Origin of the sequence: Paenibacillus radicis (ex Gao et al. 2016) (assembly GCF_014641555.1) — a bacterium.
Taxonomy (GTDB): Bacteria; Bacillota; Bacilli; order Paenibacillales; family Paenibacillaceae; genus Pristimantibacillus; species Pristimantibacillus radicis.
The window spans coordinates 227,612-253,035 of sequence record NZ_BMHY01000005.1; the positions used below are offsets into that span (position 1 = coordinate 227,612).

General features: G+C 47.7%; 20 protein-coding genes. 15 read left to right on the forward strand and 5 right to left on the reverse strand.

Annotation, left to right across the window (positions count from 1 at the left end; all coding sequences use genetic code 11):
- Positions 1-37 precede the first annotated feature (37 nt).
- From IEX98_RS15065 to IEX98_RS15075, 3 genes are all read right to left on the reverse strand, one after another.
- The gene (locus IEX98_RS15065) at positions 38-1,060 is read right to left on the reverse strand and encodes a sensor histidine kinase (protein WP_188890033.1); all 1,023 of its coding nucleotides are present in this window, start codon (positions 1,058-1,060) and stop codon (positions 38-40) included.
- A gap of 13 nt (positions 1,061-1,073) precedes the next feature.
- Positions 1,074-1,757 (reverse strand): response regulator transcription factor, encoded by a 684-nt coding sequence (locus tag IEX98_RS15070; protein ID WP_188890034.1) that lies wholly within the window; start codon positions 1,755-1,757, stop codon positions 1,074-1,076.
- A gap of 119 nt (positions 1,758-1,876) precedes the next feature.
- Positions 1,877-3,949: a serine hydrolase gene (locus tag IEX98_RS15075; RefSeq protein ID WP_188890035.1), complete on the reverse strand. Its 2,073-nt coding sequence runs from the start codon at positions 3,947-3,949 to the stop codon at positions 1,877-1,879.
- Between the two features lie 198 nt (positions 3,950-4,147).
- Here IEX98_RS15075 and IEX98_RS15080 point away from each other — a divergent pair, with 198 nt between their 5' ends.
- The 11 genes from IEX98_RS15080 (at position 4,148) to IEX98_RS15130 (ending at position 19,849) form a co-directional block, all read left to right on the forward strand.
- Positions 4,148-4,738 carry a TetR/AcrR family transcriptional regulator gene (locus IEX98_RS15080; RefSeq protein ID WP_188890036.1) on the forward strand — a complete coding sequence of 197 codons (591 nt, stop codon included), beginning with the start codon at positions 4,148-4,150 and terminating at the stop codon, positions 4,736-4,738.
- A gap of 78 nt (positions 4,739-4,816) precedes the next feature.
- Positions 4,817-5,644: an SDR family NAD(P)-dependent oxidoreductase gene (locus tag IEX98_RS15085; RefSeq protein ID WP_188890037.1), complete on the forward strand. Its 828-nt coding sequence runs from the start codon at positions 4,817-4,819 to the stop codon at positions 5,642-5,644.
- A gap of 114 nt (positions 5,645-5,758) precedes the next feature.
- Complete coding sequence (locus IEX98_RS15090) at positions 5,759-6,880, forward strand: aminopeptidase (protein ID WP_188890038.1); 1,122 nt, start codon at positions 5,759-5,761, stop codon at positions 6,878-6,880.
- Positions 6,880-7,671 carry a class I SAM-dependent methyltransferase gene (locus IEX98_RS15095; RefSeq protein WP_374705351.1) on the forward strand — a complete coding sequence of 264 codons (792 nt, stop codon included), beginning with the start codon at positions 6,880-6,882 and terminating at the stop codon, positions 7,669-7,671. The genes IEX98_RS15090 and IEX98_RS15095 overlap by 1 nt, the downstream gene beginning before the upstream one ends.
- 150 nt (positions 7,672-7,821) lie before the next feature.
- Positions 7,822-8,322, forward strand: coding sequence for a YdeI/OmpD-associated family protein (locus IEX98_RS15100; RefSeq protein WP_188890040.1), 501 nt, complete (start codon positions 7,822-7,824; stop codon positions 8,320-8,322).
- Between the two features lie 279 nt (positions 8,323-8,601).
- Complete coding sequence (helD, locus tag IEX98_RS15105) at positions 8,602-10,995, forward strand: RNA polymerase recycling motor HelD (protein WP_188890041.1); 2,394 nt, start codon at positions 8,602-8,604, stop codon at positions 10,993-10,995.
- Positions 10,996-11,147: 152 nt separating this feature from the next.
- On the forward strand, positions 11,148-11,597 hold the full coding sequence (locus IEX98_RS15110; protein ID WP_308421792.1) for a phosphotransferase-like protein: 450 nt from the start codon (positions 11,148-11,150) through the stop codon (positions 11,595-11,597).
- Between the two features lie 283 nt (positions 11,598-11,880).
- Positions 11,881-12,774 (forward strand): LysR family transcriptional regulator, encoded by an 894-nt coding sequence (locus IEX98_RS15115; protein ID WP_188890042.1) that lies wholly within the window; start codon positions 11,881-11,883, stop codon positions 12,772-12,774.
- A 213-nt stretch (positions 12,775-12,987) separates the two neighbouring features.
- On the forward strand, positions 12,988-15,399 hold the full coding sequence (locus tag IEX98_RS15120; protein WP_188890043.1) for a hypothetical protein: 2,412 nt from the start codon (positions 12,988-12,990) through the stop codon (positions 15,397-15,399).
- Between the two features lie 39 nt (positions 15,400-15,438).
- Positions 15,439-19,224: an S-layer homology domain-containing protein gene (locus tag IEX98_RS15125; RefSeq protein ID WP_188890044.1), complete on the forward strand. Its 3,786-nt coding sequence runs from the start codon at positions 15,439-15,441 to the stop codon at positions 19,222-19,224.
- Between the two features lie 142 nt (positions 19,225-19,366).
- A complete protein-coding gene (locus IEX98_RS15130; protein WP_229692199.1) occupies positions 19,367-19,849 on the forward strand; it encodes a GNAT family N-acetyltransferase in 483 nt (160 codons plus the stop codon).
- Between the two features lie 47 nt (positions 19,850-19,896).
- On the opposite strand, the gene IEX98_RS15135 is transcribed toward IEX98_RS15130, so the two are convergent.
- The gene (locus tag IEX98_RS15135) at positions 19,897-20,370 is read right to left on the reverse strand and encodes a DUF1772 domain-containing protein (RefSeq protein ID WP_188890045.1); all 474 of its coding nucleotides are present in this window, start codon (positions 20,368-20,370) and stop codon (positions 19,897-19,899) included.
- Positions 20,371-20,580: 210 nt separating this feature from the next.
- Between IEX98_RS15135 and IEX98_RS15140 the strand changes: the two genes are divergently transcribed.
- The gene (locus IEX98_RS15140) at positions 20,581-21,117 is read left to right on the forward strand and encodes an NAD(P)H-dependent oxidoreductase (protein ID WP_188890046.1); all 537 of its coding nucleotides are present in this window, start codon (positions 20,581-20,583) and stop codon (positions 21,115-21,117) included.
- 79 nt (positions 21,118-21,196) lie between these two features.
- Here the strand turns inward: IEX98_RS15140 and IEX98_RS15145 are convergent, their stop codons facing one another.
- Positions 21,197-21,541 (reverse strand): winged helix-turn-helix transcriptional regulator, encoded by a 345-nt coding sequence (locus tag IEX98_RS15145; protein WP_188890047.1) that lies wholly within the window; start codon positions 21,539-21,541, stop codon positions 21,197-21,199.
- Positions 21,542-22,090: 549 nt separating this feature from the next.
- Between IEX98_RS15145 and IEX98_RS15150 the strand changes: the two genes are divergently transcribed.
- The 3 genes from IEX98_RS15150 (at position 22,091) to IEX98_RS15160 (ending at position 25,320) form a co-directional block, all read left to right on the forward strand.
- Positions 22,091-22,588, forward strand: a complete 498-nt coding sequence (locus IEX98_RS15150) for an RNA polymerase sigma factor (protein WP_188890048.1) — start codon at positions 22,091-22,093, stop codon at positions 22,586-22,588.
- Positions 22,569-23,414: a DUF5666 domain-containing protein gene (locus tag IEX98_RS15155; protein WP_188890049.1), complete on the forward strand. Its 846-nt coding sequence runs from the start codon at positions 22,569-22,571 to the stop codon at positions 23,412-23,414. Before IEX98_RS15150 ends, IEX98_RS15155 begins: the two co-directional genes overlap by 20 nt.
- 220 nt (positions 23,415-23,634) lie before the next feature.
- Complete coding sequence (locus tag IEX98_RS15160; protein ID WP_188890050.1) at positions 23,635-25,320, forward strand: methyl-accepting chemotaxis protein; 1,686 nt, start codon at positions 23,635-23,637, stop codon at positions 25,318-25,320.
- The last annotated feature ends 104 nt before the right edge of the window (positions 25,321-25,424 follow it).

Sequence of the window (25,424 nt, forward strand, 5' to 3'; positions counted from 1 at the left end):
TAAGGTGACATTATTGTCATAGACGCAATGATTTGATTTAGACCTGAACTTCCTCGAACCGGTTTGGCGCGGTGAACATCATATCCATCTCCGTTCCTTCATGCAGCTTGGACCTCACGGCCAGATGTATGCCGATTTTTCGGCCTATCGTCTGGGCCAGATAAAGCCCGAGTCCAGTCGCTGCATTTTGCAGCCTGCCGTTGTCGCCGGTAAAGCCTTTATCGAAAATGCGCGGCAGGTCATGGTCGGCAATGCCCGGCCCTTCGTCTTTCATCGTAATCCGGACGTAACCGTCAGGCGAGACGGACGTCGTCAATAGAATGACCGCGCCCTCGGGGCTGTACTTGATCGCATTGGTCAGCAATTGCCGGATGACGAAACGGCACCACTTGCGGTCTGTTGACACATAAGTCTCGTCTCCGTCAAACTCGACGGCTATATTTTTCTCCATGCACCAGGCGGCCATCTCGCGCACCTCCAGCGAGACAAGCTGCTGAATGCCCGCTTTCTCCAGCACAAAATCCGCCTCCAGCGACGGCAATCGCGAAATATAGAGCTGCTGGTCGATCAGCAGATGAATCCGCAGCCATTCCGATTCGATTTTGCGAATAACCGGGTTGCTTCTATTGGCATCAATCGTTAATTTCATCGCAGTAAGCGGTGCCTTTACCTCATGCACCCAGGCGGCTACGTTCTCTTGCTCCACCGTTTGCGCAGCACGGCTCTCCGACAGCTTTTGCCGGTGCAGCTCCCCTGCAGCCAGCAGCAGCTGATGAGCAGCCGCTTCATGATGGAAGCGGGTGGGTGGCAGGGCATCTATCCAATCCTCTGCAATGTCCTCGGCCAGATTGGCAAGTGAACGTGAATAGTTCGTCTCGATGCGATAACGCCAGCCAAGGAAGACGATCATGGACAGCAAGAGCAGCGCGTTCAAATAAAGCACCGATTCTGCCCGGACGGCGATGCCGTTGTCGAGCCAGATCAGCAGGTTGACGAATAGCAAGGAAAGCAGAAAGTATAGAATCCAGCTGATTCGGTCGGCTAGATAACGGAGCAGCAAGTTATTTTCCCCCTTATAGCGTAGCAGCCATGTAGCCGAGCCCTTTTTTCGTGACGATCGCTTCCTCCAAATGGATTGCTGTCAGCTTCTGGCGCAGCCGGGTAATGTTCGCTGTCAGCGTATTGTCATTGACGAAGCGCTCATCATCCCACAGCTTGCTAATTAAATCATGGCGTGAGATGACGGTATCCTTCGCTTTAACGAGCACAACGAGTATGTAAAATTCATTTTTCGTCAGCATGACCTCTTGTCCGTCCTTGCGGATCAGACCGCGGTTCATATCGAGGATGGCGCCATTCCATTCGACGAGCTCAGCCGCTTCGTCTCCGTATGCATAAGCTCTGCGCAGGATCGCTTGAATCCGCGCCATCAGCACGTCCATATGGAACGGCTTCTGAATGTAGTCATCAGCTCCCATGTTCATCGCCATCACCATATCCATCGGATGATCGCGTGATGACAGGAACAGAATCGGCACCTTCGAGAAGGCGCGAATTTCGCGGCACCAGTGAAAGCCGTCGTACATCGGAAGCTGGATATCGATAATGACCAGTTGGGGCTGTGCGGCTATGAATGCAGTCATCACATCATCAAACCTGTCCGGTCCGGAGACATGAAAGGACCACTGTTCCAATCGCTCCTTCAAGGAGCGGAATATGGCGGGGTCGTCCTCGATAATAAAAATGTTCATATCCATTAACGTCAAGCCCTCCTCTCGGCTGCCATTTCATCTACTTTCATTATAAGATTGAAGATGTTATTTTCAAAATAAAAGAAGGAAGCCGCAACCGCAGCTTCCCCCTCTTCTCATTCATCCTATTCAGCGGGCAGCAGCATCGTGAATAAGAATGCGGCCAGCTCCTGCTTGTTCAAGTCCCGCTGCGAGCCAAAATCGACCATACCGTTCGATTGGGTTACTTCCGGTCCATGCAGCTTCCAGCTAACAGCGGAGCTAACAGCCTCCACTGCCCAATCCGAAGTTCCAGGCACCAATATAGCAGTGGTAACCGGCAACCGGATCTCATTGCCCGCCAGCAAACGGAAGGCGACAAGGGCGGCTTCCTCACGGCGAATTGGACGTTCCGGCTCGAATAAGCCGTCTCCCATACCCAATAGCAAACCGGACTCGTGAGCGGCTTGAATGTCTCCGCGATACTCCGAATTGTCAATGTCTGTGAACGAGGACGGGTTCGCAGACGGCTGGATGCCCCATAGTGCGTTGAAGGTTTGGACGAAGGCTCCGCGCGTGACGGATTTCTGCGGCTCAAACGGTTTGGCCGGATCATCCTTCAAGATGGCTAATGATTTCAGCGCGAAAATGTAGGAGGCATACGGATGGTCAACTGCGATATCCGGGTAGCTGCCTTGAACCTCCTGCAATTTGACCGCATAGCTGAATAGATTTAAGTACTTAAGGTCGGTGATGCGGCCGTTGGCATCCTTCTTGAAAGCCAGCGGCTTGCCAGCCTCGTCTACAAACAACAGATCGCCGACTTGCTTCAGCTGATTGCGGCTGCTCACATCGCTGACCGTCAGAGTGCCGTCGCCTGTTGCTTCAACTTTGGTTAGAAACTTCACCCGCAAATCGGAGTACAGGCCTTCAAACTTTGCGAGCTCCGCCTTCGACTGCGGCTTAAAGCCTGCTTGTTCATAAGGCTTCTTGCCGTTGTCATAATAATGATCCATGAATGCGGTGAACAGATCATTCCGCAAATCGGAATTGGCATTGTAGGTGAGGAAGACGCCGGTTTTCCGGTCAGGCAGCATCCACAAGAGTGAACTGAAGCCGATAATATCGCCGCCCTTGGAGATAACCTTTTCACTGTGCGTTTGGGACGGTTCAATCGGCGATTCAAAGCCATAGGTCATGTCCGGAAATTCCGGATGGATGGACACATGATAGGTGGACATGGCTTTCACGGATTCCGGCGAAAGGATCGCCTTGCCGTCAGCTGAACGCCCGCCGTTCAGAAAAGCTTTCATAAACAGCGCCATATCGGAGGCTGTGGAGATCATACTTCCCTCTGGCCATTCGCGTGGCGACAGGTTATAGGACGGTATAGCATTATTCCCTGGGTCATAAGAGATTGCCATCCGTTCAGCCAGCTCGGCATTCAGCGTGAAGCTGCTGGAGGTCATGCCAAGCGGCTTCGTAATATGCTCCTCAATGTAGCTTCCGAAGGATTCTCCGCTTGCTTGCTGAACGATATAGCCAAGCAGTCTCGTTGCAAAGTTATCGTACATATAGGAGGAGCCAGGCTCGCGGATGACCGACGGGAATGCATCGAAAATGCTGTCCTTCAACGAGACAGGCTTAACGGAAGGATCGAACACATAGCTGGCATCGGAAGGCTGCGTCGATTCAAAGCCTGTTGTATGGGTGAGCAGCTGCTCGACGGTGACGGGCTTGCCGAATGGGTTCTTTATTTTATAGCCGTCCAGATATTTTTCCACATTGTCCTGAAGCGAAATTTTTCCTTGTTCAACGAGCTGCATTGCGGCAGCTACCGTGAATACCTTAGAGACGGAGGCCACCCGGAAGATCGTCTGGCTGTCGTCTACCTGAGCTTTGGACGTTTGATCGACTACGCCGTAGCCTTTGGAGACGAGCACTTTGCCGTCACGTACGACGGAAATCGCAGCGGCTCCTGCTTTTTGCTTGACCGCATCCTGTGCGAAGAAAGCATCAAGGAAAGCTTCAAGCTCCTTGGCATCTTGCGGTCCATTCGTTAGAGCAGCTTTAACGGCGGCGGCTGCAGGCTGGTTCCCGGAAGCGAGTGCATAGGAGGAAGGCAGAATCTGTGCGTACGCTTCCCCTGCAATGCTTAGTGCCAGAACGGCAGCTAGAATGCGATATCTGTGGCGGGTTCCTTTTTTATTTTCGTTCATTATAAATCCTCTCCTTTATGTCGGTTGTATAGGTTAATTGTAGGCGACAGCCGAGAGAGGGTCGCTTGATTGTGATGACAATCCGGCGATGCAAGGTTACATTCTTGTCACATTGTGTGAACAATTTTTTGATTGTATTGTATATGGGATTCTAATCTATTATGATAAGAATAGAACGATCGTTCAAAAGGATGGCAAATGATGAAACGACATTATGACAGTGACCAGACGAGGAAAATAATCGCGGAGAAAGCAGCGCAACTTTTTTCGCAAAAAGGCTTTGCAGGCACGTCAATTTCCGATATATCGAAGGAATCAGGCTTTAGCAAAGGCCATGTGTATTACCATTTCGAGAATAAAGAAAAGCTGTTTATGACGATTGCTCAAGATACAATGCGGGTATGGGGCGATAAATGGGATGCAATCTCGCCGAACTATGAGACCGCGACGGCAAAGCTGTATGCGGTAGCTGCTTTTGTGCTCGACAACTATAAAACGCCGCTGCTCAAGGTTTTGCAGGAATTAATGACGAATCCGGCAGCCGATCCGCAAACGCTTAAGCAGCTGTACGATCTCGTAGAAACGCCAATGAGAGCTTACGAGGCTGTGTTCCAATATGGAATAGACAACGGTGAGTTTGTCATTGAAGATTTGCAGACGACAACGTTCCTGTTCGGAAATTGGCTGGGCGCGTTATGCCAGCACATCTTCACAATGGATTATGACACCCTGCATCGTATGTTCCAGCAAAGCGTAACCATCTTCCTAGGCGGAATTCTTAAAAAATAAGAGTTCCATTTACCAAAATTAGAACGATCGTACTAATTGTTCTAATGACATCTAACGACGAATAAGGATGTGAGCAGATTGAATGATGAGTATCAAGTTGCAATAGTAACAGGCGGTGCATCGGGTATCGGTCAAGCCATTGCCAGTCAGCTGGCGGGCCGGCAAGTTTTTGTGGTGATTGCAGACATCGATGAGCCGGGCGGCAAGCAGACGATTGATGCTATTGAAAAGACTGGCGGGAGAGCGAAGTTCGTCAGACTGGATGTAACGGATGCGGATCAGGTAGAAGCGGTAGTCAACAGCGTGTATGAGAAGCACGGGAGATTGGATTATCTGTTTAATAATGCAGGGATCGCGATGTACGGCGAGCTGTATGATATGTCGCGGGAGCATTGGGAGAGAATTGTTAATCTCAATCTATGGGGCGTTATTCATGGCATTCAGGCGGCATATCCCCTAATGAAAAAGCAAGGCTTTGGCCATATTGCCAATACAGCTTCCGTTGCAGGGCTTGGCCCGTCGCCAACGGCTGCTGCATACGCTACCACCAAGCATGCCATTGTAGGGTTGACTACCTCTCTCCACTATGAGGCGGAAACATTCGGAGTCAAGGTGAGCGCCTTGTGTCCAACCTTTGTGAATACGCCAATCTTCTCAAACGGTGAGGGAATCAACATGGACAAAGCGAAAATAGGCGAGCAAATGAAGACGAGAAAAATGATGAGCCCCGAGCAGTTTGCCCGTATTGCCTTAAAGGGGATAGAGCGCAATCAATTAATGGTATGTCCGCTGCCTCTCCGGCGAACGATGGATATTTTCTTTATTCTGTTTCCGGGCATTCACCGGAAATTTATCCGGTTTTTCCGCAATGAGGCCCGCAAGGCCAATCTCAGTACGATTCAGTAATTTTATTCGGAGCTGCTTATTGAGCAGCTCTTTTTTATTTTTTTTACTGTATGTGGCCTTTTGACCGCCTGCGGTGTCTAATCCTATAAATTAGACATCCTGGGGGGAATTCTCATGAAAGATTCAAGAATAGAGCAGCTTGCCAGAAACGTTGTTGCCTACTCTGTTAGTCTGCAAAAGGGAGAGAAGCTGTTAATTGAAGTAGAGGGCCACGACAACGTATTAGCCCAAGCCATTGTGCGAGAGGCTTATCGTGCAGAAGCCTATCCATTTGTCGTATTCACGGATCAAAGCATTCTTCGCACACAATTGATGCATAGCTCATTGGAACAATTAGAGCGATTAGCGGCCTATGATTTTGTCAGGATGGATGATATGGATGCCTATGTGCTCATTAGAGCTAATGAGAATGGCAGTGAATTATCGGATATTGCTCCGGAGAAGCTGGATCAATATTGGAAGGTATACTATCACCATGTTCACGAGCCCAGATGGGCGAAAACAAAATGGTGCATTTTAAGCTATCCGAGCGCCGCAGCGGCGCAGCTAGCCAAGATGCCGACTGAAGCGTTTGAGGATCTGTATTTTAACGTGTGCAATTTGGATTATTCACATTTGTCCCAGCAGATGGATGCTTTGGTCAGTCTTCTAAGCCGCACAGACAAAGTTAGAATTACAGGGAATGGTACGGACCTTACGATGTCGATTAAAGGGATGCCTGTCAGAAAGGATGCTGGACTGCAAAATCTCCCGGACGGCGAGGTTTATAGCGTGCCAATCAAGCACTCCATTAATGGATGTATCTCATTTAATACGCCCGTTCATTTTAGAGGGACGTTATTTGACGATATCGTACTAACTTTTGAGCACGGGCAAATTATCGATGCAACAGCCAATGACACGGCAAAGCTGCTGGAGATACTGGAGGTTGATGAGGGAGCCCGGTATATTGGTGAATTTGGTATCGGACTTAACCCTTATATAGAGAAGCCGGTGGGCGATATTTTGTTTGACGAAAAAATTTGGGGTTCGATTCATTTGGCCATCGGGAGCGCCGCTGTTCAGGCTGACAATTCCAACCTGTCCTCTATCCATTGGGATATCGTTTGTAATCAGCGCGAGGAATACGGCGGCGGGCAGCTATGGTTTGATGACGTCTTAATTAGAGAAAATGGTTACTTTGTAATTGCAGAGCTTGAGACATTAAACCCTGAGAAGATAAGGGGGTTTAATTAGTGAAATCTGGACAACAAAATAAGAACGCATGGAACAATAATACCTACCAATCATGGGTGAACCGGTTCGGAATGCCGCAGGAAGCAATTGTCAAAATAAAGCAAGATTCCGTAAAGAGGATCGGCACCGCATTCAAATTCATGGGTGAGAATATAGAGGGAAAGAGAGTCATTAATTTGCTTGGCTCCAATGGAAATAAGGCAGTAGCTTTGGCACTTCTAGGAGCAAAAATGACCGTAGTCGATTTTTCATCCGACAACGAGCGGTATGCCACGGAGTTAGCTAATCAGGCAGGGGTTGGATTGAAATACATCGTAGCCGATGTACTGCAGTTGCCCTTAGACGAATTAGCGAATCAATATGACTTTGTATTTATGGAGTATGGCATTCTTCATTATTTTATGGATTTGCAACCTCTATTTCAGGTGATTCATCGTCTTCTTGATAATGGCGGAAGGATGATTCTGCAAGATTTTCACCCGGTATCGACTAAACTAATCACCTCGAAGGGAACAACTGCAAACATCAGGAAGCATAAGGTGACAGGCAACTACTTCGATACTTCGCTCATAGAAAAAGAGGTATCCCATTCTAAGTATTTAAACTCGGAAAATATTGATGAAGCTGCTCACAAGGTTTATTTGCGTAATTGGACGCTTGGGGAAATCATTACAGCTATTGCGAGTGAAGGCTTGACTATCGAGATACTGGAGGAGCTGCCTAATCTTTCTTCCGAGGTGTTCGATAAGGGTATACCGAAAACATTCACTTTGGTGGCAGGAAGGAAATGAATGCCAATTAACGAATAGAAAAGATTAGTATCTGCTTCAATTACGTTGACTACTAAGTGTGAAAAGCCGAGGTGTTCACCTATTCATTCCTTTTCCATTTCTTATGTACCGCAGCCTGATTTCTATACTTGTGAAGAAGCTTGTCTAGCAATGGTTGCCCGAATTCCGATTGAAGAAGCGATGATGACGTTGAAGGATAAGAAAGGTCCTGGTTTTTCCTACTTTTATAAGGCATTAAAAAAATACAACATCGATTACTTGAGCTGGCGTAAGGTCGAAAGTTTTGATGAGCTTCCTTTGTTATGTTTATTAGGGGTTGAATTTCCGACGTATGGGCATAGTGTGCTGTACTACGACGGTATTTTCTATGATCCGGAGTTTGGTGTGTTGGAAAGCTATACGCCGGCAGGGGAAATTAAGCATTATGTTGAGCTGTTTGTTGATGAGCTTTATAAGGACAGACAAGTTGATATAAGATTGCCTGAGGATTTTAAAGAAGCATTCGAGAATGACCATGAAGCATTCGAGATTTTTAACAGCCTGCCCTATCCTGACAAATCGAAGCTAATAAACGGAATCAGTCATTATAAAAATGCTGCGGTCAGAAAAAATAACATAACTAAGATAATGGATAAAATCAAAACGATGTAATAATTGGGGCCGCTCATTTTATGAGCGGTTTTTTGTACTGCAAACCGGTATCATGAGGAGAAAGAAAAAGAACCCGGCGAGCCTCGCCGGGTTCCATATGAAATAAATGATTGCGCACCTACGCATCATTGTGTTAAAGTTAGTACATCTCTCAATTTTTAAGAAAAACGTCATGGATATTGCATCATATCTATATATCAATGATACCATGCGGATTTGCGGTTTGTCAAATGTTCTTTTTCTTCTTTAGACGCGAATGAAAAGGAGTGTGTTCAAAGGATGATACATGCAGAGGATTGGCGTAAGGAACAGGAACGACTGGATCGTGTTACAGAAGGGCTGCAATTGAAGATTGCGGAATTGGATCCGGAAGTAACGGGGCTTCGCGACCAGGTGGTAGATATTCGCAAGCGGTTTTGGGAAGAGGTTACGGTAAACACGAGTACCGATGAAGACTTCGAAGAAACCTTCTATAGCATCAAACAGCAAGAAGCACTGTTGTCGGAACGGGAGCGCAGTCATCAGCAGCGGCTGCAGCGATGGAAAAGCATGAAACGGCTGCTGCCGGCTCCTTATTTCGGTCGAATCGATTTTCAAGAGAACGGCCTCAGCCTCAGTGAGCAAATTTATATTGGCGTATCCTCCTTCGTCGATGCGGACGGATTGAATTTTCTTGTCTATGACTGGCGAACGCCTATTGCAAGCATGTACTACGATTATTCTCCTGGCGCTGCCGATTATGATACACCGGGCGGGCTCGTTACAGGCGAAATGACGCTGAAGCGGCAATATCAGATTCGGAACGGCCAACTCCAGAATGTGTTTGATACCAGCTTAACTATAGGGGATGAATTGCTCCAGCAGGTGCTGGGCAAGGGTGCGGACAACCAAATGAGGAGCATTGTCGCGACGATCCAGAGGGAGCAGAATGCGATCATTCGCAATGACAAGAGCCGCATGCTCATTGTACAAGGAGCGGCCGGCAGCGGAAAGACGTCCGCTGCATTGCAGCGGGTAGCGTACTTGCTCTACAAACACCGGGATCGGCTAAAAGCGGATCAGATCGTACTTTTTTCGCCCAATCCGATGTTTAACAGCTATGTATCGACAGTTCTGCCCGAGCTTGGTGAGGAGAATATGCAGCAGACGACGTTTCAGGAATATCTGGCCTATTGGCTTGGGAATTCGATGCGTCTGGAGGATCCGTTCGAGCAGATCGAATATGTCCTCACTTCAGAATGGTCACCGCAATACGAAGTACGGCTGAAGGGAATGCAGTATAAAGCCTCTGAAGACTTCCTTCACGCACTCACCAACTATGCGCAGTGGCTGGGAACGGAGGGCATGCTGTTTCACGGCATTTCTTTCCGTGACCGTGAGTTGATTACCGCAGAGCAGATGAAAAAGCAATTTTACAGCTATGATCCTGCCATTCGTCTCGCCAATCGCATTGTGCTGCTGCAGGATTGGCTGCTGCAAGAGCTGACATCGCTGGAGCGTCAAGAGCAAGAAGCACATTGGGTTCAGGATGAGCTTGATTACCTCGACAACGATCAATATGCCGAAGCCTACAGCGAGGTGCGCAAGAAGTACCAGCGTGAAGATGTCGTCTTTGATTTCACGCAACAATATGTGGAGCAGTATGGCGATTTTCGAAATCCGGATGTGGGGGAGGAGAATGTATTCGACTTCGCCATGCAGGAAGAGGATTTGCTGCGCAGGATGATTGTGAAGACTCATTTCAAGCCGTTGAGACGAGATGTGAAGCGATTCATGTTCATAGATGTGCCCGGTCTGTACGGTCAGTTGTTCAGTGATGAAGCAGCGTACCGGAGCATGACGAAAGAGAGCGAAGTGCCTCATGACTGGCTGGAAATTTGCAGGCAAACGAGGGAGAAGCTGAGTCGTAATGAACTGTTTTATGAGGATGCCACTCCGTTCCTGTATCTGAAAGAACTCGTTGAGGGGACCCGGACGAACACCGTGGTGCGCCATCTCTTTATCGACGAGGGTCAGGATTATTCGCCGTTCCAATTCATGTTTCTCAAACGGTTGTTTCCGCGTGCGCGGATGACGGTGCTTGGCGATTTCGGGCAAGCGATTTTTCCGCAAGCGACGCAGTTGCATGAAGCGGATTCGCCGTTGATCCGTCTTTATGGCGAGGAAGAAACGAGTCTGATCCGGCTTGTTCGAAGTTATCGTTCTACCAGGGAAATTGTGGAGTTTACGAAGTCCGTGCTTCCTGGTGAAGAGATTGTACCTTTCGATAGAAGGGGCAAGAAGCCATCGTTTTCAATAACGGAGAATAGTGTAAAGCGGAATGCTCAAATGCTGAAGGATCTCGCGGAGCTCCGGTCAGAGGGCTTTGACTCCATCGCGATCATTACGAAGACGGCAGCCCAAAGCCGTGAAGCCTATGAGGCATTGATGGAGCAGGGCGCTGAGTCTCTACGGCTTATCACAAAAGAGACGCTTACGTTCGAGAAAGGAACGCTGGTTCTTCCTGCCTATTTGGCTAAGGGCGTAGAATTTGATGCCGTATTGATCTACGATGCTTCTTCCCGAACCTATCAGCGAGAAAGCGAACGTAAGCTCTTTTATACCGCATGTACGCGGGCGATGCACCGGCTATTGCTTTACACGACGGAGGATTGGTCGCCTTTCATTATTTAGGCAGCGGATACCTCGATGTTGCCATAAAGCATGCTTAGAAGCCTTCACCATTGGGAATGGTGAGGGTTTCTTTTTTTAGAGCAAAGGAAAAATCGTATTTTTGAACGGTGTGACCAGCTCGGGTAAAACATCTATGCGTAGAAGCTATTCAGTTGAAGTCAGAAAAATTTTTCTATGTGGTAGCCAATGATCTTTTCGAAGAAACGATAGGTGAGCATTACCTGCGTGAGGATTATTGGAAGTACCTAAGCGAAGCTATCATTATGATGTATTATACGGCTAGACTTTTTTCGGATCATGGTAAAAATGTACTCATCGACGGCATAATCGTAGAAAGGCCGGAGCTTCAGCCTCATTACGAGAAAGTGAAGGGGATTTTTGCTGGATATCCTTTATCGATTGTTGAAGTGTTTTGCCCTTTAGACATTTGCCGAAAAAGAAATATTCAACGCGGCAATAGAGCCGAGGATCAGTCAGAAGGGCAGCACGAGATTATGGCAAAAAATATCGCCTATGATTTCAAGGTTAACACACATCTAAATACGTCAGAGGAATGCGCGAATTTGATTCTAGAGCAGCTGCTGGGCCAGCATAAGGGGTGAGTATCAGACGATTCACTTAATGAAAATCAACACTATATTGAATTCTAACGTAAAAAAGGTACGGTCTCTTTCGTTTTTCTTAAGGGGCCGTGCCTTTTTTTGCAGATGGGTTTTTTCGGTGGCTATAGTCCTATTGGAAAACAGGAAATTGATGGTTTTAATTCTGACAAAACATAGTATAATAGTATGATATACTCAGATGAACAGATTTGAAATGGTCTTTAAGTCCCATCCGATTGTCGTAGGCTGACTATCCATCCCGCTTGAGGAGGCGACGGAATAAATGAACCTTGATAACATCGAAGCTTTTGTATATGTGGTGCATTTCAACAGCTTTCGCAAGGCGGCGGATGCGTTGTTCCTGACACAGCCGTCTATATCATCACGAATCCGGACGCTGGAGAAGGAGCTTGGCGTCGATCTGCTGATCCGGGAAGGGAAACGCTTCTCGTTGACTCAGAAAGGGGAAATATTTTTGCCCCATGCCCAGCAGACACTCAAGTCCTTCAAAAAAGCGGAGCAGTTAATGTCCGGCAAGACAACGGAGGTGGAGACGCTGAGGCTCGGCTGTACCGAGACCATGTCCCATTATGTCGTACCGCTTGTTATGCCGAAGCTGAAGGCCCGGTTCCCGAATTTTCAAATTCGTATTGTTACAGACAATAGCGATTCTATCATTGAGAAGGTATTAAATAAGGAAGTTGATCTCGGTTTTGTCCGGAGCGTTTCCCATCCTGCTTTGGAATCCGTAAGGTTCATTGAGGATCCTATTAAACTATGTGTTTATCAGGGGCATCCTTTTTTGCAGGAGCCGCCATTATCAATAGAAGCGCTGGAATCAGAGCCGCTCGTTTTCTATGAATGCGGTTCGCTCAATTGGACCAAAATTCATCGTTTGTTTGAGACGTTAAGTCATCCCCCAAAAATCGATTATCACACGGATAATATGGAGACAGCGAAGAAGCTTGTGCTTGAGCGCGAAGGTATCAGTTTCTTGCCAATGCTATGCATTCGCCGTGAGATTAAGGAAGGGCTGCTCATACCGGTTACGATTCCTTCGTTATCGGAACTGTCGCTGGTGACCAACCTTATTGCGCTGAAAGGGAGCTCCTCCTCCATATTTGAGGCAGTTCTTGAAATTAATAAAGAATTAAAATTGATAGAGCGGTTCTATTGATCGCATCCAAATGCTTATTGGACGGTCCCTATCAATGGTGATAATGTTAATTGCATATTCTATCTTTTTTATCAAAATAGCTTTCCTGTTCAATAATAGGATGTGGTTACAGAGATAGACGAATAAGTATGGAACGGCTAGTAGAGCGCATTAGCTCATTTATAAATCCGACTATACTTATAGGTTTTGTTATGAGAAGAGGGGATGATGACGATGCAACAACAAACAAAATTGCGACCAGCTTCCAAAGGAAAGGGCTACAAGTTGGCGGCATTGGCTGGCGTTATTGCGCTGCTGCTTACTCTCGTTTCTCCAGCGGCCCACATATCGGCGCAAGCTGCGAAGACGACACTGGATCTATCGAAGGGGAGCATTAAGATCGGCAATGGAACCGTCACTGGCAAGACGACGGCTGGGGCAGCTGCGGCCTATAACCAGAACGGCTATGTCATTACAAGCAGCTCTAGTGCTGAGACCGCTAATACGATTACCATTAGCGGCGGAACGAATGTGATCGAGCTTAAAAACGTTAAAATCAGTACCGGTTATAATGGCGTTGCCCCAATTTCAATTGAAAATACGGGGACGATCGTGGATTTGCAGCTTATCGGTACGAGCATCGTCACCTCCGGCAATCCGAAAAAGGCGGCATTTGGCGTAGCCGAAGGAACGGAGCTGACGATTGGTACAGTGGACGGAAGCGACAACCATACATTGATCGCTAATGGCTACGGGGGCTACGCAGCTGCAATTGGAGGCAATGAAGGTACAGCTTCCGGCGTTATTACTATTGATGAAGGTACGGTCATTGCCAAGTTTGCCCGCAGCGGCAACTATGGGGCGGCAATCGGAGGCGGCCAAGGTGGAGCGGGCGGCACAATTGTGATCAACGGCGGCGCGGTTACGGCAGAATCATACGGCGGTTATGCTGCAGCTATTGGAGGAGGAAACTCCACTGCCGGCTATAGCGGCAAAGCAACTGAAGTAACGATCAATGGAGGTACTGTTACGACAAAAATTCCGAATGCGGCGCCATATGACTCTATTGGCTATGGCAAAGTAGGCTCCGGCTATACGTCGGCGGTGCAGGCATCAACTTCAGTCGTCATTAATGGCGGCAGCATCGTTAATCGTAATGACAGCAGCAACATTACGGCGCTTCTGTACAAGCGTCAGCCTGTTAATGATGACGGACAGCCCTTATACGCAGCGGGCATCAAGCTGGAGGACGCGCCTGCAAATGGAACAGCTGTCGATGTCGCGTACGAAGGCGGGAATGTGCGGACGAACACCTTGAACGGCGGTTATGTCTATCTGTTTTTACTAGCAGGCGCTCATGATGTTGCGATTACACGGGCAGATACAGGGGCGACATATTATGGAACGGTAACGGCGGCGGAAGGTGCAGCCAGCGGTTCGTATATCGCTGCCACTGCTTCGCGCACGATTAAGAGCATTCCTGTACTTGCCGTTCAAAACGCTGATATCGAGGATACGGACTTAAATGAAGGCAAAGCAAGCGTACTCAGCGTTTCTAACTACAATGAAGTTGTGAATACAGGCGGCTATGCGCTTCAAGCGGGTACTGATTATGTTGTGCAGTGGTACAAAGGTGCGACACTAGTCTCCGGCGATTCGGAAGACGGTTCGAAATTGACGGTTACTCCTCAGACGGGGGATGTATATAAGGCTAAATTTGTAGCGATTTCCGGCGGTAAGGTTATTGGCTCCTCTTCCTTCTCTGCGGCCAAAACTTCGCTGGGTGCCAAGGATGGTGGCATTTCCGTTCCAAGCGTCCCTGCCAAACTGAGCGTTACTTCTGAGGCAGAGTTCACGAAGCAGCCAGATCCGACAGCAGGCGCCATTACGTATACGGTAAGGCTAACCTCTGACGACGGTCTGGATACGCCAATCGAGGGCGCTACGGTCCGGTTCTATGAGGACGGCTCGAAGAATTTCTACACAAGAGTGACAGGTACGGGAGAAAAAGCAGGCTCGATCAGCTTTACATTCAGCGCTTTATTGCCAGGCGAGCATTCCATCCGCATTGCTTATGAAGGCGGGAAAGCAAACGGCATTTCCTATCAAGGAGCCAGCTACAGCAAAAGCTTCGCAGTCGTGAAGCCGGATAAGCCGTCTGGATTTACGACGATTGCAGCCAAGACAGGAACGAAAAACGGAAAAATTTTCGGTGCGGACGAATCCCAGGAATATATCAAATGGATTCCTCAAATCGGGAATAATCAGCAAATCTATCCGGTAACAGGCAATGTCATTGATAATTTGGAGCCAAGCCTGTATAGCATCCGCTATAAAGCGTCTTATGACGGCGATGTGTATACGCTGGCATCCGACTATCGTTACTTAGTATGGGTTCAAACCGCTCAGTGGACCGTAACTCCGGTCGCTTCAGACTCCGTGGTATGGGAGACAGGCGCGGTAGATGTAATTGCTGGCGGCAGTGCGCAATTTTACGTGCATGCACAAGAGGGCTATACGATACAAGCAGGCGATATTCAAGTGAAGTACGCGAACTATAGCTACGACAGCCAGACGGGACTGCTAAGTCTCGATACCATTACCAGCGATATCCGCATTGCGATTAACGCTACCCGTATCGAATAGGCGGGACATCTTTCAAGCATGGAGAGAGGGGCTTTTGCAATGAAAAAGGGGAAATGGCTGCGGCTTGGACTTACGGCTGCCATTATAGTGAATTTGTTTGCAGCGGCGGTTCCAAACGTTTCTGCTGACGCATTGAAGACGACGCTTGATATTTCCAAGGGCAGCATTACGATCGGCGATGGCACCGTTACGGGGAAAACGCCAAGTGGCGGAACGGCTACTTACAATAGCAACGGTTATATTATTACGGGGGCTTCTACCGCAAATGTAGTGACGATAAAAGGCGGGGTGGAGCAGCATGTGACGCTGGAGGATGCGTCCATTACCAAATCGACCTCTTCCTATTCTTCTATTCCAACTATCTCAATTGAAGGCAGCGGTACAAAGGTCTATCTGACACTAAGCGGTACAAATACGGTGTCCGCCTATAACGGTGCTACTCAAAAGGCAGCGATCAGCGTACCCGAAGGAAGCGAGCTTATTGTCGATACGATTGACGGTACCGATAGCCATTCGTTGAATGCCGGCAGCTACAGCAGTGCTGCGGTTATTGGGGGCAATGTGAACGAGACCGCCGGCAGCATTACGATCAATAGCGGAACGATTGCAGCCGGTTTTAGAACGACCGGCAGCTCAGCCGCTGCAATTGGCGGCGGCAAGGGAGGCGCAGGCGGAAATATCGTCATTAACGGAGGCGTCATTACAGCGGAGTCGTATAACGGTACAGCATCGGCGATCGGCGGGGGCGATGTATCCTCGTCTTACCCTGGCAAGACAACGCGTGTCACGATTAATGGAGGTACAATAACGGCCAAAGTGCCTTCTAATGCAGCGAGCTATTTTTATGATGCTATAGGGACAGGCTACGCATCTACTCCAAACAGGGCGGACAATGTGCAGAAGACGACCGTTCTTATTAATGGCGGCAATGTGTTCACGAATGGCATTCCTCTCCTCTATGGGAGACAGGCGTTGAACGAAAATGGCCAGACGGTATATGCCACAGCGGTTAAGGTGGACGCTTCCATCGTTCCTGCGATTGGTACCGCTGTAACTGTTCACTACGGCGGACAGACGCTGAATACTTCCATATTGAGCAACGGAACAGTATACCTGTTCCTGCCTGCGGGTACGAGACCGGTGGACATTACGGTTAAACCTGCCGGAAAAACCTACTATGGACAAGTGGTTACTACGACGTCTACGGCAAATTATCCGAACAGTTCGGCCACGGTTTCCCGTGAGCTGAGCACACTGCCGGTGGTGTCGGTCCAAGCCGAAGTTGAAGGTGATAGCCACTTTTATTACGGAACGCCAGTTACGCTTTCCGTTACGAATCTGGCTTCTGTCGTGAATAAAGCGGGTTATCCGCTTGTTTATGGTACTGATTATACGGTGGAATGGTTTAAAGGAGCGGGGGCAACGCCAGCCGCTATTGCAGGCAACGCCGATCATGCATCGAAGCTGACGATTACGGCATCGTCTGGAGATCTATACAGAGCCAAGTTTGTTGCCATCTCCTCTGCGGCTTCCAAGCTGGAAACGGGCAATGCGGGAAATTTATCCGCCTCGCTGACCGCAGACTGGCTGAAGAGAACGGTGAGTTTTACAAATTTACAGGAGCAGTATAGCTTTGGGGAGGAAGGGACGATTGCTGCGGAGCTAAGTGCAGGCAATGACAGCATTACCTTCGGCAGCTCCGACGAAAGCGTCATTTCTATTCATCCTGTGACAGGGGCATTAACGGCGCATAAGCTAGGCTTTGCAACGCTGACTGCAGCTGTAGCGCAAAATGCGACTGCGAAGCAATCATCCGCTGTTGTGAGCCGTCTAGTAGAAGTTGTTCCGCTCCATCCGCTTGCTCCCACCCATGTTAGTGCGGTGCCTGGAGACAAGGAGGCGGTGGTTAGCTTCGCTACTTCCGGCAATCCGGACGGCAGCTTGAACACAGCCTACATGGTTACGGTATGGAACGATGGTGAGCAGGTTAAAACGGTGAACGGTGCGTCCAGTCCAATCACAGTAACGGGGCTGGAAAATGGCAAGGCTTATACGTTTACGGTCGTTGCGACCAATGTGACCGGAGATTCTCCGGCATCTGAGCCGTCGCAAGAGGTCACACCGGTAGCGGCTGAAGTGCCCGCCCAAGTACCAGATCAGCCAACCAACGTAACCGCGGCGGCTGGTGATGGCCAAGCGAAGATAAGCTTTACCGAACCTGCTTCCAACGGCAGTAGCATTATAGAATACGCCGTTACGGCATGGACTGATGGTGAGGCGTTTAAGACAGTGAAAGGTACAGTCGGCCCAATCACCGTAACAGGACTGGAAAATGGCAAGGCCTACACGTTTACGGTCGTTGCAACCAATGCGATTGGGGACTCGCCTGCCTCTGAGTCGTCGGAAGCAGTGACGCCGGCAGCAGTGGAAACCCCGGGAACACCGGAGCCTGGCGAAGAGACGCCAGCTAATGTGCCCGACAAACCAACGAACGTTACGGTGACGGCAGGCAATGGTGAGGCGACGGTGGCATTTACTGCTCCGTCAGCTAATGGCAGTGATATCACCTTGTACACGATAACAGCATGGAGCAGCGGAACGGCGGTCAAGACAGCGACGGGGACTTCCAGTCCCATCACGGTAACTGGCCTCGTCAACGGAACGGCTTATACGTTTACAGTGGTTGCGAGCAATGGCGTAGGTGATTCGGCGCCATCTGATGCTTCATTGGCAGTCGTGCCGGAAAGCGGAGGCTCTGGCTCTCCTTCACCATCGCCGTCGCCCGAGTCGTCGCCAACACCTTCGCCATCTCCAACACCTTCGTCGCCATCTTCACCATCGGCACCAACAGTGCCAACGGTTCCAGTGGCAACGACAACGGTTGAAAAAGTCATTCCGGCAAAAGAAAGCGGCGAAGTGAAACTCAATGATGAAGTTTGGGTCATCATTCCAAGCGGAACATCAGATCAGCCAATTCGAATCAAGGTAGAGAAGCTCAAGGATAGCACGAATTTGGTACAGCAAGGCCAGAAGCTTGCCAGCCCGATTTTCGAACTGATCAAGGACTTTACCGGAAACTTCACAAAACCGATTACGCTTCGATTTGCGTTTGATCAGAAGATTTTACAAGATAGAAGTTTAACAGTTGCAGTGTTTTACTATGATGAGACCGCTAAGCAATGGGTTGAAATCGGCGGCGATGTAAAGGACGGAATCGTATCAGTACAAGTCGATCATTTCACCAAATTTGCAGTGTTTGCGGTGAGCAAGCCTGTTCAGAAACCGCCCGTTCAGCTCACGGATATTGCCGGACATTGGGCAGAGCTATCCATCAAGCAGGCAGTAGAACAAGCGCTAATCTCTGGATATCCGGAAGGGGTGTTCAAGCCGAATCAGTCGATTACTCGTGCTGAATTCATCGTTGTTCTGGCTAAGGCGCTGAACTGGCAAAATGAAGGCTCTGCTCTTTCATTCGGGGACCAGGATGCCATTGGCGCATGGGCGAAGAAAGCGGTAGCGCAAGCCGTTGAGTTGAAGGTCATATCTGGATACAACGACGGCAGCTTCCATCCGAACGCGAAAATTACACGCGCGGAAATTGCGGTAATCATCAGCAGGGCGTTTGGTTTTACGCGAGCAGATGCAGCAGTGGAGGGCGGTTTTGCTGATGCAGGCGCGATTCCGGTCTGGTCTAGAGAAGCGGTAGAGGCTGCACGGGAGAAAGGTATCATAACGGGACGCAATGGCAATCTGTTTGCTCCTAATGATGATGCGACCCGGGCGGAAGCGGTAGTTCTGTTGCTGAAGGCATTAGACAGTAAGTAAAGAATATTGATAGGTATAGCGGATCGCTCCATTCGTGGGGCGATTCTTTTTTTATGAGTATGAGGCTGAATTGTTGTTGATTGACCGCTTCTGTTTCCTTATTATGATAGTGTTCTTATGGAAATAGAGGAGGGAATAAAGTTTGGAGACCGACAGGTGTATAATGGTTAAGTTACAGCAATCAGATTACGAAGCTATAAAAAAGATTTACACCAATGAAAAGGTTAGAGCTTATTTGGGTGGGGCGATTCCGGAAGATTACACGTTAAATAAGTTTCAGGACATATTAGAACGCTCAAATAAGGATTCTTTTTATTGGACAGTTCGAACAATTAGTAACGATGAATTTATGGGGTTAGTTTCCTTGGATAAGCATAGTGAAGGTGTAAATATAGAGGTTTCATACGAATTTCTCCCCAATTGGTGGGGCAATGGTTATGCAAGTGAAGTTATTACTCGCATACTTAGTTACGCTCTGAATGAGCTGCATATTTCTAAAGTTATTGCGGAGACACAAACCGCTAATGTCGCTTCTTGCAGGCTTTTAGAGAAGGTAGGCATGAATTTGGAGCGAATCGTTCAAAGATATGATGCGGAACAAGCGATATATGCTATTGAAAAATAAAAGCCGCGTTATGCGGCTTAAGGCTTATATCAGGATGGAATTGGCAGTCACGTCATATTCTCCGCCAATTGCAGCGCTACTGCTATCAAAAACAATGCAAAAGCCAAGATCGCCGCAGAGGAGCGAACGATATCTAACAGCGCCCATCGACGAATTAATGGCTTCCAATTGCTTGGCGGCGCATCGGGGTGCCAGTCCAACGCCCTTTTATTAATAGGAACGGTGCCGATGATTGTGGTCAAGATGAAGATGAGTAAGGCCAGTACTCCTGCGAAACGGAAGCCGAATCCAGCTTCAGTGCCGCTTAGAATGAGCGCGGTAACCCCGGAAATGAAAGCCGGCAGGAAGATGGCAGGCACCAGTATACGCAGTCTTCGTATAAGCGCCTGACGGACTCGAATTTGCGACGGTTCGTCAAGCTTGGCCAAGGACACATGCACGCCGTAACGGACGACGAATTCCTCTCCGGCCAGAATGCCGATCAGAAACACACTAATGAATGTAAGAATGAGCGAAAACATAAGGGGTATCCTCCTCGGATAGTTGTCGTCCTCCACAATAACATACAGATATAAATTCAATTTAAACGCATGATTTCAGGTTGTAAGAGTAAGGGGAAGCAGCCGATATACTAACCTTCATGTAAGTACCTGTAAAAAATGTGCGTACTTACTTATTTGCTAAGGGTATTTTATACTCTACAAATAACAAGATTGGAGGAGAATGAAACTTTGAAAACACTAATCATTGTAGCGCACCCAAACCTGGAGAACTCCGTTATTAATAAGCGTTGGGCAGAAGAGCTTCGTAACTATCCTGAGAAATATACGGTACATGAACTATATAAGGCTTACCCGGACGGCAAAATCGATGTGGAAAAAGAACAGCAGCTCGTTGAATCGCATTCGAAGCTTGTTTTTCAGTTCCCTTTCTATTGGTTTAACTGTCCGCCGCTTCTTAAACAATGGTTTGATGATGTCTTTGCATATGGCTGGGCATACGGCTCCAACGGAGGCGATAAACTAAAAGATCGCAAAGTGGGTCTTGCTGTGTCGGCAGGTATTAGGGAAGAAGATTATAGCGCGGAAGGAAAATACCGCTATACGCTAGAGCAATTATTATATCCTTTCGAAACAACCTTCCATTATTGCCATGCTGATTATGCTTCATTCTTTGCGTTTTACGGTACTGAAAGCATGCCTAGTGACAACGAGACTGAAATAGAGAAAAGTGCTCAAGATTATGTAAGTTATATTGATAAGCTGTAATCAACGGGATTGCACAAAAAGAAGGATCTCCTCGTGCGGGAGATCCTTCTTTTTCGATTTCATACGGGGATGACGCCGATTACACAGTAGTTAGCTGGTTGTTCACTCCCCAATCGCACATCATATCTAACAATGGAATGAGAGAAAGACCTTGTTCAGATAAAGAATATTCGACTTTGGGAGGCACCTGAGGAAATTCTTTGCGTACAATAAGGCCGTCTGTCTCCAGCTCTTTTAACGTGAGGCTTAATGTTTTGAAGGGAATCGTACCGATGCTTCGCTGCAGCTGATTATGCCGCATCACCTTATTTTCGGACAGCCAGTACAAGATGATCATTTTATATTTACCGCCAATTAAGGACAGCGTATAGCCAAATCCAGTATCTCTCAGCGCCACACCCGTAGGAACGCAGCTCTCATTCATCCGTTACACTCTCCTTTTTAGGATACACAGGATCAAAGTACTCGTGCTCTACATTTTACAGGGACTAGTCAGCAGTTGCCAAGCTGATTTCCATTCCATCAATTGTTAGCGAACACCCCAATCCTATGCACTGCACGTAATTAAAATGCAAAACTGCATTTGAATTGGAGAAAACTAGTCGATATTAGCGCTCAAAATGCAAAAGTACATGTTGAAGGGCTGAAAATCACGGAAATGGCCTCCGATCGCCAATTCAAACTGCACTTTTACATTTTGACAGGCAAAATCGGTCATTTTCGGTTCAACAACCTGCACTTTTGCATTTGGTTACTATAAATAGAAGGTCGAGAGACTACACTCGCAGCTATTGCGGGCTTTTTTTGCGTCTATAGCAAAGAGGGAGGCCATACCGGGCAAGTTAATGCCTGATTCTTTCCCCTCCGCATCCATGTTTATTTTACTCACAATAGCCCCATGCTAAAAAAATATTAGCGGTAATGAAAAATATGAGCGTCCTCAGTTGTATTTAAAGTGAAAGGGGGTGCTGAGGTGTACAATTCATATGAGCTCAATGAATCTGTACGAAGGGCCTTGGATCTATATTCACAAAGCTTGATCAAAGTTGCTTTTACGTATTTGAAAAATATAGCGGATGCCGAAGAAGTAACTCAGGAAGTGTTCCTGGCCTATCTGCAAAAGCGCCCTGTATTTGAAAACAATGAACATGAAAAAGCGTGGCTGATTCGAACCACCATAAATAAAAGTAAAAATATGCTCAAGACCGGATGGTTTAAAAGCAGGAACCCTGTTCCCGAGGATTTGAGCTATCTCCCTAAGGAAGAAAATGAGGTTTTGCAGGCCGTACTGGCTTTGGACAAGAAGTATCGTATTCCAATTCATCTGCACTATTATGAGGGATATTCCATCCAGGAAATTGCAGTTATTATGCAGTCCAAACCGGCAACGGTAGGCACATGGCTTGCAAGAGGACGCCTTATCTTAAAAGAGAAGATTGGAGGCCTGGATAATGAAGAAATCTGTTTATAAATCGGCAATGTCCCGTGTGAAAACAAGCGAGGATTTTCAAGAAGCAACGTATCAGAAGCTGTTGTCAGAAATGGCTAATAAACCACAAACAAATACGATCGATCAAAAGGAGCGGGTAATAATGGAAAAAGCAAAAAGAAGAACGGTAACGGGTTGGACAGTCGGAATTGCAGCATGTGCGGTATTGTCGGTAAGTCTTTTCGCAATGAATCAGCAGTCGCCAGCAGTCCCGAATACACCGCCAACTAATGTAGCAGCAAAGCCGCCAATTATGGGTAAAGTAGCGGTCAACATCGACGGTGTAATTTCGGAAGTGAGTGCGGACGGCAAAAGCTTCAAGGTCGGCAATCTCTGGGTAGAGGTTACAGATCAAACTCAACTGGGCAGCAAAGAGCCTACAGCTGCAAAACCATCGGAGGATCTGCTGCAAAAGAACTTCCAAGTCGGCAACATCGTGTCGGGCTACACTTCGCAGGACGTTAACACTGGCAAAGTAACGGCAGACGTTATCTACAACAATATCGCTCCGCAAAAGGATGAGGCCGCTAAACCTCCCGTTTCCGGTAAAGCAGCGGTCAACATCGACGGTACGATTACGGAAGTAAGCCCAGACGGCAAAAGCTTCAAGGTCGGCGATCTGTGGGTAACGGTAACTCCGGACACTCAATTGGGTATTAAAGGACCAACAGCGGCTGCGCCATCGGAAGAGCTGCTGCAAAAAGAATTTAAAGTCGGCAATATCGTATCCGGATTTACGACCGAAGATGTAAGCACGGGTAAAGTGAACGCGACTAACATCTACAACAATATGGCTCCGCAGCAATAAACGTTTTACAAACAAAAAAACTGCAAGAACGCATTGCCTCATCGGGCAGCGGTCTTGCAGTTTTTTTGTTTATAATTGCGTTCTCCTTTAGAATAAGACGTTTCTGTTACAAGTAGGTCCTATGGGATAAATTGTCTTGGGATTTATAGTTCATAAGACATATTATGAATGTTCAACAAGCTATTCAGAATCTAATCTTATATTAGGAGGTTGCAGAAAAATGAATTTTACAATTCGAAAAAAATTGATGGCCGGTTTTTTAGGGGTTATCATCCTTCTTGGCATGATTAGCAGTATGTCGTTTTTTCAGATTCAGCAAATCAACAGTTCCTATTCAGACCTTATCGAACGCCGGTCTGTTATTTTAATTAACGCAAAGGATACGCAAAATTATGCTTCTAGAGCGATAAGCGGTTTACGAGGCGCATTGTTAGAAGAAGAGGGTCAAATCGAAACGTTGGCAGCAATGATTGCTGATCTCGAAAAGGTTGTACAGTTGACCAGCGGCTTGGCTGTACGCGCAGAGACGAAAGAAATGCTCAGTCAGCTTGAAGCATTGAATGCACAGTTTCGAATCGAATCGGATAAAGTGCTTGCTCTCATTCCATCTAATCCAATGGAAGCCAAACGATATTCGATAGAAGTGGCATCTCCAATTGCCAGGGATATTAGGAATGTAGCGGATAAATTAGCGTTAGATCAGGCAAATTTTATGGAGGAAGGCACCAAAGCGAATTCTAAATTGGTGGATTCCGTCAGTGATACAATTCTATTCTTGAGTATCATTTCGCTTATTCTAGCTGTTGGAATAGCAATTTTTATCTCTCAGATTATTGCCAAACCGATTCTCGCACTGGCAGGAGGTGCAGAGAAAATCGCTGCAGGTGACCTGACGCAAGCGGACATTCAGGTGAAAAACCGGGATGAAATCGGCCGCTTGGCCGGTTCCTTCAATCAGATGAAGATGAACCTAAGACAATTAATTCGTGAAGTGGGACTGAACACCGATCAAGTCGCTGCAACTTCAGAAGAGCTGTCTGCAAGTGCTGAACAAACCAGTACGGCGACTGAACAAATTTCCGCAGCCATTCAAGAGGTGGCGTCCGGCGCTGCCACGCAGGTGTCCAGTGCGGCGGCTGCAACGAATGCGGCTGCAGAGATTTCGAAGGGGATGGATCAGGCCGCTTCATCGATTCAATTGGTATCGGAATTAACGACGGCTGCTAACGATAAGGCCGATGCCGGCAATATAGTGGTCGCACAGACGATTGAACAAATGAATCGGGTTCGAAGCTCCGCGAGCGAGACGGCAGAGATTATTTACGCCCTTGGTGAAAAATCGAAAGAAATCAATCGGATTGCTGAGTTTATTACTCATATAGCCACCCAGACCAATCTATTAGCTTTGAATGCTGCGATAGAAGCTTCACGAGCAGGTGAAGAAGGGCGAGGGTTCGCCGTAGTGGCTAGTGAAATACGGAACCTGGCTGAGCAATCCAGTGTGGCAGCAGGCAAAATACGTGATCTCCTTCAAGAGGTTCAATCGGAGACCGATAAAGCTGTTCATTCTATGCATGAGGGCACATCAGTCGTCAAAGCAGGCATGGATATGGTTCAGCGTACAGGCCAGTCCTTCTCTGAGATTGCGGATTCAATTGGACAAGTTGTACTGGAGTCGCAAGAGGTGTCATCCATTGTAGAGCAAGTGAATGCAAGCTCCCAAAACATGCTGGTGATGATGGAAAATGTGGCCCGCATTGCCGAACAGTCGGCAGCCAATACGCAGAACGTGGCTCAATCATCGGAAGAACAGACGGCTGCGATGGAAGAAGTGTCAGCTTCAGCGGAAGCATTAAGCAAGATGGCTCAAGAGCTGCAAGAAGCGATAAGCAAATTTAAAGCATAGTCTCTTATAAGTGATTGCCTCGCCTGCATGAAGGGTTGATCGTTGCCTGTGATTCCCCTAGAATGATAATATTCAACAGCTGATGTTCGGCAGAAATTCGAAGG

Bases quoted from the DNA above. Each gene is read 5' to 3' on its own strand.
- helD (WP_188890041.1), top strand. From the start codon at position 8,602: ATGATACATGCAGAGGATTGGCGTAAGGAACAGGAACGACTGGATCGT.
- IEX98_RS15075 (WP_188890035.1), bottom strand. From the start codon at position 3,949: ATGAACGAAAATAAAAAAGGAACCCGCCACAGATATCGCATTCTAGCT.
- IEX98_RS15090 (WP_188890038.1), top strand. From the start codon at position 5,759: ATGAAAGATTCAAGAATAGAGCAGCTTGCCAGAAACGTTGTTGCCTAC.
- IEX98_RS15115 (WP_188890042.1), top strand. From the start codon at position 11,881: ATGAACCTTGATAACATCGAAGCTTTTGTATATGTGGTGCATTTCAAC.
- IEX98_RS15100 (WP_188890040.1), top strand. From the start codon at position 7,822: ATGGTTGCCCGAATTCCGATTGAAGAAGCGATGATGACGTTGAAGGAT.
- IEX98_RS15070 (WP_188890034.1), bottom strand. From the start codon at position 1,757: ATGGATATGAACATTTTTATTATCGAGGACGACCCCGCCATATTCCGC.
- IEX98_RS15125 (WP_188890044.1), top strand. From the start codon at position 15,439: ATGAAAAAGGGGAAATGGCTGCGGCTTGGACTTACGGCTGCCATTATA.
- IEX98_RS15155 (WP_188890049.1), top strand. From the start codon at position 22,569: ATGAAGAAATCTGTTTATAAATCGGCAATGTCCCGTGTGAAAACAAGC.
- IEX98_RS15135 (WP_188890045.1), bottom strand. From the start codon at position 20,370: ATGTTTTCGCTCATTCTTACATTCATTAGTGTGTTTCTGATCGGCATT.
- IEX98_RS15160 (WP_188890050.1), top strand. From the start codon at position 23,635: ATGAATTTTACAATTCGAAAAAAATTGATGGCCGGTTTTTTAGGGGTT.
- IEX98_RS15080 (WP_188890036.1), top strand. From the start codon at position 4,148: ATGATGAAACGACATTATGACAGTGACCAGACGAGGAAAATAATCGCG.
- IEX98_RS15145 (WP_188890047.1), bottom strand. From the start codon at position 21,541: ATGAATGAGAGCTGCGTTCCTACGGGTGTGGCGCTGAGAGATACTGGA.
- IEX98_RS15120 (WP_188890043.1), top strand. From the start codon at position 12,988: ATGCAACAACAAACAAAATTGCGACCAGCTTCCAAAGGAAAGGGCTAC.